The sequence below is a fragment of the Candidatus Accumulibacter propinquus genome (genome assembly GCF_056856495.1).
In genome coordinates, this window is sequence record NZ_JBSEHC010000002.1 from 690,685 (window position 1) to 706,402 (window position 15,718).

The following is a 15,718-nucleotide window of genomic DNA, read 5'->3' on the forward strand; positions in this document are numbered from 1 at the left end:
CGAGACCGGAGCGGTGCACCGCATCACTGCCGCGCGGGGAGAAAGCGCCTGAATGTGATGGCCGCGTTGATCTCGACGGGTGAATTGTTCACGGCCAAGTTCCGGGAGACAACGACCGCCGCTTTTTTTTTGGCGGATTCCTTGGTCTCCTCCTGGAAAGCGTCGGCAGACCCCTGACGGTAATTCTGGACAATGCTTCCATCCACAAGGCGAAGGAAATCCAGCCCCTCCTGGCCCTCCTGAATCAAAAGGGCCTCACGCTGTATTTCCTGCCACCCTACAGCCCGGGGTTGAATCGCATCGAGAAGCTCTGGCACAAGATGAAGTACGAATGGATGGCCTTCAAGGCCAGCAGTGCCACGACGCTGGAGGCTGACGTGGACAAAATCTTGACCGGCTTCGGCTCTGATTATCGGATGACTTTTTGCTGAGCGCTTACTGACGCGTTCCGCTGGAAGTCGCTGTGTTCGTCTCGGCCTGCTGCCGCGCGTACGCTGCCGTGGTGCTCAAGCGCGAAGTGATGATCCGTCACGAATCCTTCGCCACCGGAGAACCCGACGCAACGATCAGTCCCACCTTCCCCGCCATCTCGTCCAGGCGCTCAATCCGCAGGCGGCGGCAGGTTTCCCTTACCAAAGACCGGACTAAGGTGATATCCCCAATTCTTCATACCGTTGTGTGCGATACTTTTAGCCGATTCTGCGATTGGAGGTCTTGCGAATGGGAGTCGCCACGGTAGCGGAAAGGAAGGTTTCTCTTGAAGCCGAGCACCTGGAAGATATCCGGCTTGCTGCGAGCAAGATGACGGGGGCGAGGCGCAGGGCGTTTCAGGCGGAGATGGCGTTGAAATATTGTAGTGGCAGTGCTCGGCGTGCCGAGGAGGTGTTCGGCTGGAGTCGGCAGGCCGTGCAGCTCGGTCTGCATGAGAAACGTACGGGTATCATCTGTCTGGGGCTGCACGCGTTCTGCTGCGGTGCGAAATTGTGGGAGAAGAAACACCCCGAGGTGGCGCAAGCCCTGTGGGAACTGGCGGAAAGTCATGCGCAACAAGACCCGACTTTTCGCACGACCTTGTCGTTCACCCGCCTGACCGCGGAGGAAGCCATCAAGCAGTTGCGAGCGCAGGGATTTGCGGACGATGTCCTGCCTTCCCGAAGCGGTATGTCGAGAGTGTTGAACCGCAACGGGTACCGGTTGCGCCCGGTGCTCAAGGCCAAACCCCAAAAAAAGTCCCTGAAACCGACGCCATTTTCGCCAACATCCGGGAACGTGACCGCGATAGCCAAGACGAAGCCGTCATGCGCCTGAGCATGGACTGCAAGGCGACGGTGAAGATTGGCGACTACTCGCGTGGCGGCAAGACGCGGGGTGACCACCGGGCTGCCGACCACGACATGGGGTGCGAGGAAAAACACACGCCGTTTGGTGTCGTCAATGAAGACAGTGGGTCTCTCCATCTGTCCTTCGGAAGCTCGGCGAAGACCAGCGATTTCATCATCGACAGTCTCTACGCCTGGTGGGAGCGTCAAGCACCCGAGGAGCGTGCTCGCGTCACACACCTCCAGATCAAGGCCGATAACGGACCGGAGAGCAATGGCCGGCGTACGCAATTCCTCAAGCGCATGGTCCAGTTCGCCGATCACATCGGCAAGTCCATCCGCCTCCTCTACTATCCGCCATACCACAGCAAATACAATCCGGTGGAGCGTTGCTGGGGAATCCTGGAAAAGCACTGGAACGGTGCCAAGTTGACCGATACCCAAACGATGCTGGAGTGGGCCAAGACCATGACCTGGAAAGGCGTTCATCCCGTCGTCGAACTGAGCCGCACGGTCTACGAGAAAGGAGTCACGGTGGCCAAGGAGGCTATGCAAGCGGTCGAGTCCCGTCTGGAACGTCACCCGCTCCTACCCAAGTGGGACATCTTGATCCGACCAGTCGGCACGGTATGAACTATCGTAGAAATCACCTAAGGTCACTGTCCACGGCTTGTTCACAGCTTACTAACAGGGTTGCCAGCGGGTTCTGGGGACAGGAACGGCTATCCACAGGCTGTCCACAGCTTGCCATAGGTGAAATCTCGGATGGCATCCTTGGCTACCGAAACGAACAGCATCACCAACCAGGCAGCCGGTTACTGTCAGTCCTTGCGCAACTCCACGCGACCGTCGATGACCTGTACCCGGTCACCCTTGCGCGGCACCGGCTCGTCCGCCTGCTCGATGAAGGCGTAACTGCCGTCATCGTAACGAACGGTGATCACGTAGCTGACAAGCGGGGCCCCTGCCTTGCGCGCATCCCGAACGCTGCTGCCGCTGCCGATGATCGGCGTGGTCGTCAAGCTGCCGCCCATCCCGTTCATCTCGCCCCGTGGAACGGCGGCAGGGTTGCGACCGCGCGCGGGCTCGCGGTTCTGCGTGCGTATTCCGGTGACCACGCCGCAGCGCTCGCATGGCCCGCTGCGCTGTTCTTCGAGCAACACGCGATAATCCTCCTCGTCACTCGGCAGTTGCAGGCTGCTTTGCGCCAGCGACAGCGCGGGCATGGCCAGGAGCAGCCAGACGGCCGCCAGCATTCTTGTGCTCTGCATCAGAAACTCTCCTCGCGAGACTGGTATTCGAAGGCCGGCGTGCCGCAACACCGTGCACCGCCAGGCTCGCGCCGATGTTAATGCGAAAGTCGGCTGAGCGGCTCGGGAATCGCTCTGTTGCCGAAGTGGGGGCCCTCGTGATTCTGGTTGCTGACGGCAGCAGGCGAGCTTCGCCCGTACTGCGGCATACGCCAGGCCTTCGAAAGCACGCTAGTATTCCCCTCTCCGGCCAGTGTCCGATGCCCCGGAGCAAACCCACTACCCTTACCAACGCGTGCCATGGACCCCAAATCTTTCGTTGACTCCGCAGTGTTGCTGTTGGTCGTTGCCGCGATTGCGGTGACCGTGTTCCGGCATTTCGGCCTGGGCTCGATCCTCGGGCTGCTGGTCACCGGCGTAGTCGTCGGGCCGCACACGCCCGGTCCCTTCGTGACCACCGAAGTCGAGGGCGTACGCCATTTCACCGAACTCGGGGTGGTACTGCTGATGTTCCTGATTGGCCTGGAGATGAAGCCACGCCGCTTGTGGGAGTTACGGCGTACGCTTTTCGGGCTGGGTTCGCTGCAGATCATTCTGTCGGCTGTGGTGATCAGCGCTTATTTCCGACTTTTTCAGGACAACTGGTCCACGGCCCTGCTCATCGGCGCAAGTTTTGCGCTGTCCTCCACTGCATTCGTGGTGCAGATGCTCAAGGATCAGGGCGAGATGGCCAGCCGTCACGGCCAGACCGCTTTCGCCGTGCTGTTGATGCAGGACCTTGCCGTAGTCCCGCTATTGGCGCTGGTGCCGATTCTCGCGGACGCCGGACCGCTGCCGGCCGGCTTGCCGCTGTGGGAGCAACTGACCGGGGCGGTGGCCATGGTTGCCCTGGTGCTGCTTGGTGGCCGCTACCTGCTGCCGCGAGTTCTCGATCATCTGGCACGCAGCAACAACCGCGAGGCTTTCCTGCTGACCACCATGGCGGCGGTATTCATTGCCGCCAGCGCCATGGAACATGCCGGCATGTCCATGGCGCTGGGAGCGTTCCTGATCGGGATGATGCTCTCGACATCGCGCTACAGTATTCAGATTGAGGCCAGCATGGAACCTCACAAAGGGCTGCTGATGAGCCTGTTTTTCGTTGCCGTGGGCATGTCGGTCGACGTCGGCACCCTCGCGCAGCACCCGCTCCTGTTCGTGGCGCATGTCGTATCAATCCTGGCGATCAAGGTAGCCGTTTTGTACGGGCTGTGCCGGTGCTTCGGCAGCGCCCGCGGCACGGCGTTCAAGGTCGCCTGCATGCTCTCGCAGGGTGGCGAGTTCGGCTTCGTGCTGTTCGGGGCCGCCAAGGCGCTGGCGGTCATCGACGATCTGGTGTTCGCGATGGGAGTGGCGATCATTTCAGTGACCATGCTGCTCACCCCGCTGCTGGCGAAGCTCGGCAATCACCTGGCACAGCGAGCGAGCGACGCCGTCGCAGAGGGCCATGAACATCTGCTTTACACGGAGCGGGAGGCAGAATCCGGAGCGCGCGTGGTGATCGGCGGTTACGGCCGCGTCGGCCATACGGTCGGCACTATCCTGGCCAATAGCGGCATCGCCTTCATCGCCTTCGACACCGACGCCGCCTTGGTCGCCAGATGGCGCAGCGAGGGTCATCCGGTGTTCTACGGCGATGTCGGTGACCCGGAACTGCTCGCCACCGGACCGCTCCAGAGCATCGAACTGTTGGTCCTGACCATCGACGACGAGAACGCCGCCGTCCGAGCCACGGTGATGGTCCGCGCGCATGCTCCGCAGCTCGGCATCGTGGCCCGTGCGCGTGACCTGGCAAGCTGCGACGCTCTGCTCCGGGCTGGCGTCAACAAGGCCTTTCCGGAAACTCTCGAGGCCAGCCTGCGACTGGCGGCGGAAACCCTTGAGGCGCTTGGCACCTCCAGCAGTGACACCGACACCTTGCTGCGCGGCGTGCGAAGCACGGATTATTCCTTGGTACGCTGCGGCCCGGAAGGGGCAACAGGGACGAACGGCGAGCGCCAGGGCTGACGCACCGCACCGCCAGCCACGCGTCCCGCCGCCGCGCCGCCGGGGTGCTTCCCGCTCGCGGACCGCTCCGGACAAAGCGCCGCAGCGGCAAAAGCGCGCTACTATTCGCCTGTTCGCCCGCTTCCCCGACGCCATGCTGAACGCCATTCCCATCCGCTACGTCGAACCAGTATACCGCCCACCCAGCGAAGCGGAGTCACTGATCGTGCCGGTAACCGACGGCTGTTCATGGAATCATTGCACGTTCTGCGAGATGTATACCTCGGAACAGAAGCACTTTCGCGCCCGCGACGAGGCCGAGGTAGTGCAGGGTATCCAGGAGACGGGGGCACGCTTCGGCAACGCCGTTCGGCGCGTCTTCCTGGCCGATGGCGATGCACTTGTGCTGCCGACGCGTCGCCTGCTCAATATCCTCACTGCCATCCGTACTCACCTGCCGGCGGTTCACCGGGTATCCAGTTACTGCCTGCCGCGCAACCTGCGCCGGAAGACGGTCGAGGAACTGCGCGAACTGGCCGCGGCGGGCCTGTCGATCGCGTATGTGGGAGCCGAGTCGGGCGACGACGAAGTGCTGGAACGGGTGAACAAGGGTGAAACCTCGGCTTCGACACTGGACGCCCTGGACAAACTCGGCGCCGCTGGGATCAAGCGCTCGGTGATGATTCTCAACGGTCTCGGCGGTCCCGAACTTTCGCTGCAGCACGCCGACAACTCGGCGCGCCTGCTCAACGCCGCCCAGCCCGAGTTCCTGGCGACGCTGGTCGTCAGCTTTCCCCTTGGCGAGCAGCGCTTCCGCGCAGGCTTTCCCGGCTGGCGGCCCCTGCGTCAGCACGAGTTGTTTGTCGAAATGGCACGTTTTGTCGAACGGCTCACCCTCGAACGTACCCTGTTCCGCAGCGATCACGCCTCGAACTGGCTGGTGCTCAGGGGTACTCTCGGCGCCGACAAGGAGCGTCTGCTGCATCAACTGCAGCAGGCGATTGCCCACCCGGAAACGGCTGCACTACGATCGGCGTGGGCAAGGGGTTTGTAAGTGACTGACGACTATCGGCGCTGCGCCGAAATGATCCGTCAAGCCGACGGCTTGCTGATCACCGCCGGGGCGGGCATCGGGGTCGACTCCGGACTACCGGATTTTCGTGGACCGCAGGGGTTCTGGGGCGCTTACCCGGCACTCGGTCGCGCACGCATCGCCTTCGAGGCGATCGCCAATCCGGCCGCCTTCGCCTCGCAGCCCCGCCTGGCCTGGGGTTTCTACGGGCATCGCTTGAACCTCTACCGGCGGACGGTGCCCCACGAGGGTTTCCGGATCCTGCAGCGAATCGGCGAACGCCTGCCACACGGTGCCTACGTCTTCACCAGCAACGTCGATGGCCAGTTCCAGATAGCGGGGTTTGCCGAGGACCGAATCGCCGAGTGCCACGGATCGATCCATCACCTGCAGTGTGTCCACCGCTGTCACCGAGGCATCTGGACGGCCGACGACTTCCACCCCGAGATCGACGAGGAGCACTGTCTGCTGACCTCGGATTTTCCGATCTGCCCGCGTTGTCATGACCTGGCCCGACCCAATATCCTGATGTTCGGCGACTGGGACTGGCTCAGCGCGCGCAGCGACAGCCAGGAACAAGGGCTGCAAGCCTGGCTGCGTCAGGTCGAACGGCCGTTGGTAATCGAGGTGGGCGCCGGAACGAACATCCCGACCGCACGCCTGCTGGGGGAGCGGGTGCCCGGTCCACTGATTCGCATCAACCCGACCGAACCGCAATTGCCGCACGGCAAGGGAGTTTCGATTGCGGCCGGCGGCCTGGCCGCACTGCGCGCGATCGACAGCTGTCTGGTATAGAATTCGCGCCCCAGAGGGTGAACAACGCAAACGCATCAAGGAGAACCAGCAATGTCCGGTCACGGATTCCATGTACATGGCCCGCACGATCACGAAGTCGAACACGTCGCCCAGCATGGTGGCGACGGCTTTACCTCGCGCGTGGCAGTATTGACCGCCGTTTTGTCAACGGTTGGTGCCATTTTTGGCTATCTCGGCGGCCACTCGCAGAATGCGGCCCTGCTCTACAAGAACGAGGCAGCGATCCAGAAGACGGCAGCCTCGAACCAGTGGAACTACTATCAGGCCAAGAGCAACAAGCAGAACCTGGCCGAACTGTCGATCACTCTGACCAGTGGTGATGCGCGCGAGAAATACGTACAGGAAGTGGAGCGCTACAAAAAGGAAAAGCAGGAGATCAAGATCGAAGCAGACAAGCTCGAAGCGGTCGCCAAGGCGGCTGACCAGAAGAGCGAGTTGGAGATGCACGTGCACGAACGCTGGGCTCTGGCGACCACCCTGCTCCAGGTTGCCATCGCGATGGCCGCAATCACCTTGCTGACGCGCAAGCGCTGGATGCTGTTCGGTGTTTATGGTGCGACCGCTCTCGGACTGCTGGCCGGCACGGCCGGTTACCTTCACCTCTGATCCACGCTGCAGGCTGCAGTATTCAGGAGATGCACACCGATGCCAAACGTACACTGCCCGCCGCTCAGAATACGCTCTCCACGCCGTAGCGGCGCACTGTTGGCGGTGCTCGCCTGGCTGTCAGGCTGCGCCAGCCAGCCAGCCAGCGACGGCGCCGCAATCGCGCACTGGACGCAACTGGGCCCGCGTGGGGAGATCAGCCTGCGGGCGATCGTTGCCGCCAGTGACGGGTGTCCGACGGCGGTCGTCGATGGCGTCACGCTTCCCCTGCTGACGCGCGCCGGCGCCACGCCGCTGGCAACAGACCGCAACGTGGCGAACGGGAACCCGGCATTCGAGGCCGGGTTTGCGGTGAATTCCTGTGAACTCACCCTGCCAAGATCAGCACGTCAGGCAAGCATCGGCGACCAGGCCGTGGCGCTCCCCGGCACCGACATTCGACGCATCGTGGTGGTCGGAGACACTGGCTGCCGAATCAAGGTTCCGGCCAGCGGTTCGGGCGATCCGATCCAGGATTGCAACAATCCGGTCGATTGGCCCTGGCAGCGGGTGGCCGCAGCCGCGGCGCGCACGCGTCCCGATCTGGTGATTCATCTCGGCGATTACCACTACCGTGAATATTGCGACCAGCCGGCACTCTGCGGGCCACTACGCGAGCGGGGAGTGGTCATCGACTACGGTTGGTCCGGCTGGAACGCCGATTTCTTTGTCCCGGCCAAGCCGCTGCTGAACGCCGCCGCGTGGATCGTCGTGCGCGGTAACCATGAAGATTGTGATCGCGGGGGCGAAGGCTGGATGCGCTTCCTTTCCCCGGTGCCTTACCAGGCTTGCGCTAACCAGTTGTACAAGACGGACAGCCGCTCGGTGCTCGACAACAACCGCACTGCCGACGCCTATACCATCGACCTCGGCGGCGCGCTCAGCGTGGTCGTCGTCGACAACGCGGGTCATGAGGACTACCGTCCGGCGAGCAAGGCCGCACAGGATGTCGCGATCTTCAAGCGCACCCTGGCGGCGCTGCAGACGGTTCCGGAGACGCATCAGGTCTGGCTGCTACTGCATCGCCCGATCTGGTACGACCTGCTCGAAGCGCCGGTGCAGCCCAACGCCTTGCAGCTTGCCCTGGCACGGCAAATGCCGGCGAACGTCCAGTTCGCCTTCGCCGGTCACCAGCACGCCTTTCAAACGATCAACTTTGCGCCCGAAAGCGACACCGTCAACTACCCGGCGGGGCGGCCGGCGCAAGTCGTGGTCGGCGCCAGTGGCACGCAGCTTGAAGCTTTCGATCCGTCTTCCCCCCTTTATCAAGGCAGCAGTGGTTCCGACAGCCGCGAAAGAGCGCATCCCGACGGGCGACTTTACGACGGCGTTACCGCCGGCAGCGGCATCGTCCTCAATCGCTACAGCTTTCTGTTGCTGGAGCGCGACGATGCGGGCTGGGCGGGTACCCTGCTCGATCCCGAAGGGAAAAGCATCAGCCGTTGCCGACTCGATGGAGAGCGCAAGGAGATCGCCTGCAGCGTCCAGAACCCGTGATGGGCTGGGCGGCCTGACAGGTCGGCTGACGGATCAGACGGCAGCCTCGGTGTTGATCTCCCGGAAAAAGCGGTAGCAGTTGCGACCCGCTTTCTTGGCGTGGTACATGGCGGTGTCTGCGTTCTTGAGCAAACTGTGGACGTCGTCACCATGTTGCGGATAGACCGCGATACCGATGCTGGCCGAAATTTCAATCTGGTGAGGACCGATCCGGAAAGGACGACCGAGCGCAGCCAGAACCTTGCCAGCGACGACCACTGCATCCATCGCCTTGTCGATCTGCGCCAGCAGAATGACAAACTCATCGCCACCGAGGCGCGACACGGTATCCGAGGATCTCGGCGCACACGCCTGCAGGCGGAGCGCGACTTCCCTCAGCAACAGATCGCCGATGTCGTGGCCAAGGCTGTCATTGACCGGTTTGAAGCGGTCCAGATCGAGGAACATCAGTGCCAGGGTACCTCGGTCGCGGCGCGCCTGCGCGATGGCCTGAAACAGGCGGTCGCTGAACAGCACACGGTTTGGCAGGTCGGTCAACTGGTCGTGATGGGCCAGGTGCTGCACACGCTCTTCGGTGGCCTTGCGTTCCGAAATATCCTGCTTGACGGCGACGAAATGCTGAATGTTGCCGTTGACGTCGGTCACCGGCGAAATGGTCAGCAACTCGTCATAGAGCGTGCCGTCCTTGCGGCGGTTGATCAGTTCACCGCTCCACACACGCCCGGCGAGAATGGTTTCCCACATCCGCTGGTAGAACTGCGCATCCTGCTTCCCGGAATTGAGCAACTCGTTCGGCTTGTGGCCCAGGGCCTCGGCAAGCAGGAAGCCGGTCATCCTGGTGAATGCCGGGTTGGCCCACTCGATCGTCGCATTGACGTCGGTGATGACGATGCCGTTGGCCACCGAATTCAGCGCAGCCCCGAACAAGCGCAGACGGGATTCGAGTCTTTGGCGTACCAGCGCGTGCCGTATCGCACGTCCGAGAGCATCGTGCTCGAACTGTCCCTTGACCAGGTAGTCCTGCGCACCGGCCTTCAGCGCCGCCTCGGCAAGCTGATGGTCATCCTGACCCGTAAGCACGATGATCGGAACATCCGGCACCACGACGCGGATCGCCTCGACCGTCGCCACACCCGTCGAATCGGGCAGGGACAGGTCGAGCAACACGACATCCGGCTTCCTGGCCGCTGCTGCTGCGACGCCCAGCGCCAGGGTCGGCGCACAAACCACGGGATCCTGGTCGCCAAGCCGCCGCATTCCGGCCAACCGTACGTTGGCCTGAATCAATCCCAGATCGCCGAGATCGTCCTCGATGACCAGTATCGAAATGCGCTGCTGGATTGCCGTGCTCATGCCCATTGCTCCTTAGTGCCCCGTGTTTCCAGGGTTCAACCCGCATTGTGCGGCAAGCGCACCAGATTGAACCAGTACTCACCCAAAGTGCGCACCTTGGCGATGAATTCCCGCAAGTCCGCCGGTTTCAGCAAGTACCCGGCCGCTCCGAGCTGATAGGCGGCCCGGACATCGGCGTCGAGCAGGGAAGACGTCACGACGACAACCGGTATGGCTCGCAGTTCGGTATCTGCCTTGATAGTCGCCAGGAACTCAAGTCCACCCTGCCCGGGCATCTTGAGGTCCAGCAGAATCAGGTCTGGGCGCACCGCGCCGCGCCAGTACGGTTCCTGCTTGCGCAGGAAGCATAACGCCTCGTGCCCATCGTGTGCCTCATGCGTCTCGGCGACGAAGCCATTCCGGCGTATTGCCACCTGCATCAGGCGGGCATCGCCGGCTTCATCCTCGATCATCAGGATGCGCAGGACTCGTGGCGTCTGATTCATGCGCGTCGCTCCGTTCCTCTGGGCATCATGAACCCTCCTGCGGCAGCGTCAGGGAAAAACGGCTGCCCTGCCCTTCGCCGGCGGACTCGGCCCAGATCCTCCCCCCATGGTGCTCGACAATCTTGCGGCACAGGGCCAACCCGACTCCCGTGCCTTCAAAAGCCACTCGACTTTGCAGGCGTTGGAAGACCTGAAACAGGCGGCTCAGTTGCCCGGCAGGGATGCCGATACCGTTATCGGCAACCGACAGACACCAGTCGGCACCGGCGACCGTGCTGGCCACCGTGATTTGCGGCGTGCGTCCGGCGACACGGAACTTGATGGCGTTGCCGATCAGGTTCTGCATTACGCGCAGCATTCCGTCCGGACGGACGTAAACCCGCGGCCAATTGCCGCAGATGCTGATGTTTGCCTCTGCCTCGGCGATTGCCGGTTGCAGGAAGAGCAAAGCTTCGTCCACTATCGCGCGGCTTTCAATCCAAGTCAGCGGTTCGCCCATGCGTCCAACGCGCGAGTATTCGAGGAGCGCCACCAACATCCGGTCCAGACGTTTGGCGCCATCGATGGCAAAGTTTACATACTCGCTTTGCTCGGCATCAAGTTGCTCCGCGAGACTCATACCGAGCAGTTGCAGGTAACACGAGATCATTCTCAAAGGCTGCCGCAGGTCATGCGAGATGGCGTAGCTGAACTGCTCCAACTCGCCGTTGGAGCGTCTGAGTTCGTCCTCGGCCTGCTTGCGCTCGGTAATGTCCTGCGTGGTACCGAGGCTGCGCACGGGTTTGCCGGCCGCGTCGCAGGTCAGGTCCGCCCTCTGTCGGATGTGGCGAATTGCCGCACCGACCATGATGCGGTGTTCATGTTCAAAGGAAGTCCCACGGTCGAGGGCTGCCTGCCAGGCTTGCTGCAGTTCGCTGCGGTCTTCTGGAAAGACGCGCTCCAGGTAGGTCTTGTAGTTACCGACCGAGCCTTCGCGCAAACCAAAGATTCGGCAGGTTTCCGCGGAAAGCAGCATCTCGTCGGTCACCAGATCGTAGGTCCAGCTTCCGACATGGGCGACCGACTGTGCGCGAATGAAGTTGGCCTCGCTCTCGCGCAGTGCCTGCAGGGTCTGGTCCAGTTCCTGCACCTTCTGCTCGAGATCGCGCCGCAGGCTCTCCTGCTCGCGCAGCAGCCGATAGGTACGCAACGCCGATGAGACGGAAACGAATATACGCTCCGCGTTCAACTCCGACTTGAGCTGGTAGCCATCGATCTCGTAGTCGCTGACTACTTTCCGGTGAGGCGCATAACCCGGTTGTCCGGTGATCAGGACAATCTGGACGCTGCGGTTGGCTAACCCGTTGCGCACCTGGTGCACCAGTTCGAGGCCAGCCTGGTCAGATTCCATGACCACGTCAAGCAGCATCAGGGCAATGTCGGGACTGGTCGCGAGTGCCGCCTTCGCCTCGCCTGCCGATCGTGCATCGAGCAGCAACAACTGGCGACCTTCGATCAGCACGTCCTGCAGTGCCAGATGAAAAACCGCACGGACATCATCTTCATCGTCGACCAACAGAACCTTCCAAGGGTTGCCGCTGGGCGCAGCCGCCTCTTCGGAGCTTTCGGGGGCAAACAGGTCCTGAAACAACTCCGGATCTTCGATCCTCCCGCTCATCTTGAGCTCTCCAGGCGGAAATGCGCATACCCGGAACCGTCGACGATGTCGCCGCCGGCGGGCGCTGCATCGACAGCGAGCGGCAGGATCACATGGAAACAGCTCCCCAGGCCTTCTCCGGCGGACTCGGCCCAAATCCTTCCCCCATGACTCTCGGCAATCTTGCGGCACAATGCCAGGCCGATCCCCGTGCCTTCGTAATGCGCACGACTCTGCAAGCGCTGAAAGACCTGAAACAGTCGGCCCAGCTGCTCGGGAAGAATGCCGACACCGTTGTCGGCAACCACCAGCCGCCACTCCGTGTCGATCGTCGTGCCGGTAATCCGCACTTCCGGCGTGCGCTCAGGGATTCGGAATTTGACGGCGTTGCTGATCAGGTTCTGCAGCAAACGCAGCGTTTCGTCGTGCTGGACGGCGATCCTGGGCCAGTCACCTTCGACGCTGATGCTGGCGTGTGCCTCGGCGACTGCCGACCGGACGACGTGCAGCGCTTCTTCCAGCGCTGCCCGACTGGAGGATGGGGCCACCTCGCCATTTCGGCCGACGCGCGCGAAGGCGAGCAGGCCGACCAGCATCTGATCCAGGCGTTTCGCGCCGTCAATGGCAAAATTCAGGCATTCGCTCTGCTCGGTGTCGAGACTTTCGGCAAGACTCATTTCGAGCAGTTGCAGGTAACTTGAAATCATCCGCAGGGGCTGGCGCATGTCGTGCGCAATCGCGTAGTTGAATTGCTCGAGTTCGGCATTGGAGCGTTTCAGCGCTTCATCGCGGGCCTTGCGCTCACTGATGTCACTGTTGGTGCCGACCAGGCGCAAGGGCTGACCGGCGGCATCGCGGCGAACGACCATGCCCCTACCCAGCGTCCAGCGCCAACTGCCATCCTGGCAGAGCATGCGGAACTCGACTGCGGCAGAGACCTTCTGGCCGTCGAGATGGGTCTGCAGCTCGGCCATCACACGCGGCATGTCCTCAGGGTGGACACGCCTGGCCCACTCCTCGGAGAAATTGCCGATCTCGTGCTCTGCATAGCCCCACATTTCCTTCCAGCGGCGCGAGTACATGGCCTCGCCGGTCTGGATGTTCCAGTCCCAGACTCCCTCTCCCGCGCCTTGTAGCGCGAACTTCCATCGTTCCTCACTGATCCGCAGTTCGCGAGCCATCTCCAGGGCCAGCGCGAACTGCACCCGGCTATTGGCAAGTTGCCAGACGAGCAACGCCAGCAGCACGCTGGTCAGCACACCAGCCGCTTGAATCGAACGCGCCAGGCGCGTATCCAGGCTGGCCTCGAACGGCTGCAGCGAGCGCAGGACGACAGTCCATCGATGCCCGAAGATGTCCAGCTTCTGGCTGCTGTGGTACAAACCGCCAACGCCCTGCGCCGTGCCAAGATTATCGCCGGAATCGTGCATCAAGGTTTCCGGCGACAAGTCCTCCCCGTCGAAGATCTCGAGTTCGAGGTCGCGACGGCGTTCGCCAAGGATGCCGAACATCAGGTCATCCATGCGAAATGGCGAATAGGCCCAGCCCAGTAAGTTCGCGCGCCGCTCGGGCTGTGTGGCATGCGGATGGCCATTGCGGTACACCGGCACGTACATCAGGAATCCCGCCTGCACACGTTCCCCATCTTCCTGCACCAGTCTGACCTTGCCCGACATCGCGGCTTCGTTGAGGTCGCGGCTGCGCTGCATGGCTTTGCGGCGCACTGCCTCGGAATACATGTCGTAACCGAAAGCGCGCAGGTTGCGATCGGCAAACGGCTCAAGAAAAATGATCGAACTATAGATTTCCCGTTCTCCCTCCGGGCGCAGCGTGTAATCGGGATAGCCTGTCTTGCGGATGCCCTCGATATGCGCCGCCTTTCCCGAAGCCGGAACGAGCAACGCGAATCCCACCCCCTGAATTCCCGGGTAGTCCTTCTCCAGCCGCAGGCTGGCGACATAGGCATGAAACTCGTCACGGTTGACATCCACGGAAGCGGCGAACAATCCCCGGGCGCCATACAAAACCTGACGATACGCCGCCAGTCGCTGCTCAATGCGCAACAGGATCTCGCGTGTCTGGTAGGCGAAGCTCTCCGCCTGTGCCTCCTGCGCTGCGCGCAGGGCAATCCCTGCCACAAGCCAGGTCGCCGACAACCCGACCGCGAGCAACAACCACGGCAGTACCCTGGCCAAGCGTCGCCATTGACTGATGGACAGCATGCTGGCTTGGTCGACTGCTTTGATGGGCACTTCCTCCTGTTGAGCCGGCCAGTGGTCGCCGCGGGTTTGTGGTTTCACATTGCAATACGGCACCAGCCGGGTTTACTTTAGCGCTATGAACCGAGGACGGCTGCACCTCGAAGGTAGCGCCTGCCTGACGTGCGGCCAGCAAAAAGCCGCTCGGCAGTCTGTTACAATCCGTGGCTGTCCGATGCGGTCATCCGACTTTCGGGGAGGCGCTATCCCCAGGTTCCTTTTTCCCAGATAGAGGCAATCATGCAACCCACAGCAAAACCCAAGAACCCCAATTTTTCATCCGGCCCCTGCAGCAAGCGCCCGGGCTATGACGTCAGTGCCCTGCAGCTCAACACGCTGGGCCGTTCGCATCGTTCGGCGACAGGCAAGAAAGCACTCGCGCTGGCGTGTTCGGAGACCGCCCGTATCCTCGGCCTGCCCGAGGGCTACCGCGTCGGCGTCGTGCCGGGATCGGATACCGGCGCGGTGGAGATGGCGATGTGGTCCCTGCTTGGTCAGCGCGGGGTTGACGTGCTGGTGTGGGAATCGTTTGGCGCTGGCTGGGCTACCGATGTGGTCAAGCAACTCAAGCTTGCCAACGCCAGAGTGTTGAAGGCCGACTACGGTGATATCGTGGACTTCTCGCAGGTGGATTTCGAGAACGATGTGGTGTTCACCTGGAACGGCACGACCTCGGGTGTCAAGGTGCCGAATGCGGACTGGATCCCGGATGATCGCGCTGGCCTGACCATCTGCGACGCGACCTCGGCAGTGTTCGCGATGGACCTTCCCTGGGACAAACTCGATGTGATCACCTTCTCCTGGCAGAAGGTCCTGGGTGGTGAAGGTGCCCACGGCATGCTCATCCTCAGCCCACGCGCGGTCGCCCGGCTTGAGAGCTACAGTCCGCCATGGCCCATGCCCAAGGTTTTCCGACTGGTGTCCGGCGGCAAGCTGAGCGAAGGCATCTTCCGTGGTGAGACAATCAATACGCCGTCCATGCTGTGCGTCGCCGACTATCTCGACGCCCTGCAATGGATCGATTTGATTGGCGGTGTCAAGGCGGCGACGGCGCGCAGCGAGGCCAATCTGGCGGTGATCGCCGACTTTGTCGCCGCCAACGACTGGATTTCCTTCCTGGCCAGAGACCCGGCAACGCGCTCGAACACCAGCGTCTGCCTGAGCGTGAAGCTCGACGCAGAACAGGTCAAGAAGCTGGTCAAACTGCTCGACAGCGAAGGCGTTGCCTTTGACATTGGCTCGTACAAGGATGCGCCGGCTGGGATTCGCATCTGGTGTGGGGCCACCGTTGAAACCTCCGACCTGCAGGCGCTGATGCCCTGGTTGGCCTGGGCTTACGAACAGGTCACCGCCTGATTCTCC

General features: G+C 62.2%; 12 protein-coding genes and 1 pseudogene. 8 read left to right on the forward strand and 5 right to left on the reverse strand.

The features are described from left to right. The first annotated feature begins 185 nt into the window (after positions 1-185). Both AC15MQ_RS05545 and AC15MQ_RS05550 read left to right on the forward strand, forming a co-directional pair. Positions 186-431, forward strand: coding sequence for a transposase (locus AC15MQ_RS05545; protein WP_483079675.1), 246 nt, complete (start codon positions 186-188; stop codon positions 429-431). A gap of 406 nt (positions 432-837) precedes the next feature. Continuing rightward, positions 838-1,952, forward strand: a pseudogene (locus AC15MQ_RS05550) (ISAzo13 family transposase). A gap of 188 nt (positions 1,953-2,140) precedes the next feature. Here AC15MQ_RS05550 and AC15MQ_RS05555 read toward each other — a convergent pair. After that, positions 2,141-2,590, reverse strand: coding sequence for a hypothetical protein (locus AC15MQ_RS05555; protein WP_483079571.1), 450 nt, complete (start codon positions 2,588-2,590; stop codon positions 2,141-2,143). A gap of 279 nt (positions 2,591-2,869) precedes the next feature. Between AC15MQ_RS05555 and AC15MQ_RS05560 the strand changes: the two genes are divergently transcribed. From AC15MQ_RS05560 to AC15MQ_RS05580, 5 genes are all read left to right on the forward strand, one after another. Beyond that, positions 2,870-4,615, forward strand: coding sequence for a cation:proton antiporter domain-containing protein (locus tag AC15MQ_RS05560; RefSeq protein ID WP_483079572.1), 1,746 nt, complete (start codon positions 2,870-2,872; stop codon positions 4,613-4,615). Between the two features lie 133 nt (positions 4,616-4,748). Further along, positions 4,749-5,648 (forward strand): radical SAM protein, encoded by a 900-nt coding sequence (locus tag AC15MQ_RS05565; protein WP_483079573.1) that lies wholly within the window; start codon positions 4,749-4,751, stop codon positions 5,646-5,648. After that, entirely contained in the window at positions 5,649-6,461 is an 813-nt protein-coding gene (locus tag AC15MQ_RS05570) for an SIR2 family NAD-dependent protein deacylase (RefSeq protein ID WP_483079574.1), read from the forward strand. Positions 6,462-6,512: 51 nt separating this feature from the next. Further along, complete coding sequence (locus AC15MQ_RS05575; protein WP_287654772.1) at positions 6,513-7,088, forward strand: DUF4337 domain-containing protein; 576 nt, start codon at positions 6,513-6,515, stop codon at positions 7,086-7,088. Between the two features lie 39 nt (positions 7,089-7,127). Then, the gene (locus AC15MQ_RS05580) at positions 7,128-8,624 is read left to right on the forward strand and encodes a metallophosphoesterase (RefSeq protein ID WP_483079575.1); all 1,497 of its coding nucleotides are present in this window, start codon (positions 7,128-7,130) and stop codon (positions 8,622-8,624) included. A 33-nt stretch (positions 8,625-8,657) separates the two neighbouring features. On the opposite strand, the gene AC15MQ_RS05585 is transcribed toward AC15MQ_RS05580, so the two are convergent. From AC15MQ_RS05585 to AC15MQ_RS05600, 4 genes are read right to left on the reverse strand one after another with little or no spacing between them, the layout of a single operon-like run. Then, positions 8,658-9,977, reverse strand: a complete 1,320-nt coding sequence (locus tag AC15MQ_RS05585) for a diguanylate cyclase domain-containing protein (RefSeq protein ID WP_483079576.1) — start codon at positions 9,975-9,977, stop codon at positions 8,658-8,660. A 35-nt stretch (positions 9,978-10,012) separates the two neighbouring features. Next, positions 10,013-10,462, reverse strand: a complete 450-nt coding sequence (locus AC15MQ_RS05590) for a response regulator (RefSeq protein WP_287668780.1) — start codon at positions 10,460-10,462, stop codon at positions 10,013-10,015. A 25-nt stretch (positions 10,463-10,487) separates the two neighbouring features. Continuing rightward, positions 10,488-12,119 (reverse strand): sensor histidine kinase, encoded by a 1,632-nt coding sequence (locus AC15MQ_RS05595; protein ID WP_483079577.1) that lies wholly within the window; start codon positions 12,117-12,119, stop codon positions 10,488-10,490. Continuing rightward, positions 12,116-14,350, reverse strand: coding sequence for a CHASE domain-containing protein (locus AC15MQ_RS05600; RefSeq protein WP_483079578.1), 2,235 nt, complete (start codon positions 14,348-14,350; stop codon positions 12,116-12,118). The genes AC15MQ_RS05595 and AC15MQ_RS05600 overlap by 4 nt, the downstream gene beginning before the upstream one ends. A gap of 246 nt (positions 14,351-14,596) precedes the next feature. Here AC15MQ_RS05600 and AC15MQ_RS05605 point away from each other — a divergent pair, with 246 nt between their 5' ends. Continuing rightward, positions 14,597-15,712 carry a phosphoserine transaminase gene (locus tag AC15MQ_RS05605; protein WP_483079579.1) on the forward strand — a complete coding sequence of 372 codons (1,116 nt, stop codon included), beginning with the start codon at positions 14,597-14,599 and terminating at the stop codon, positions 15,710-15,712. The last annotated feature ends 6 nt before the right edge of the window (positions 15,713-15,718 follow it).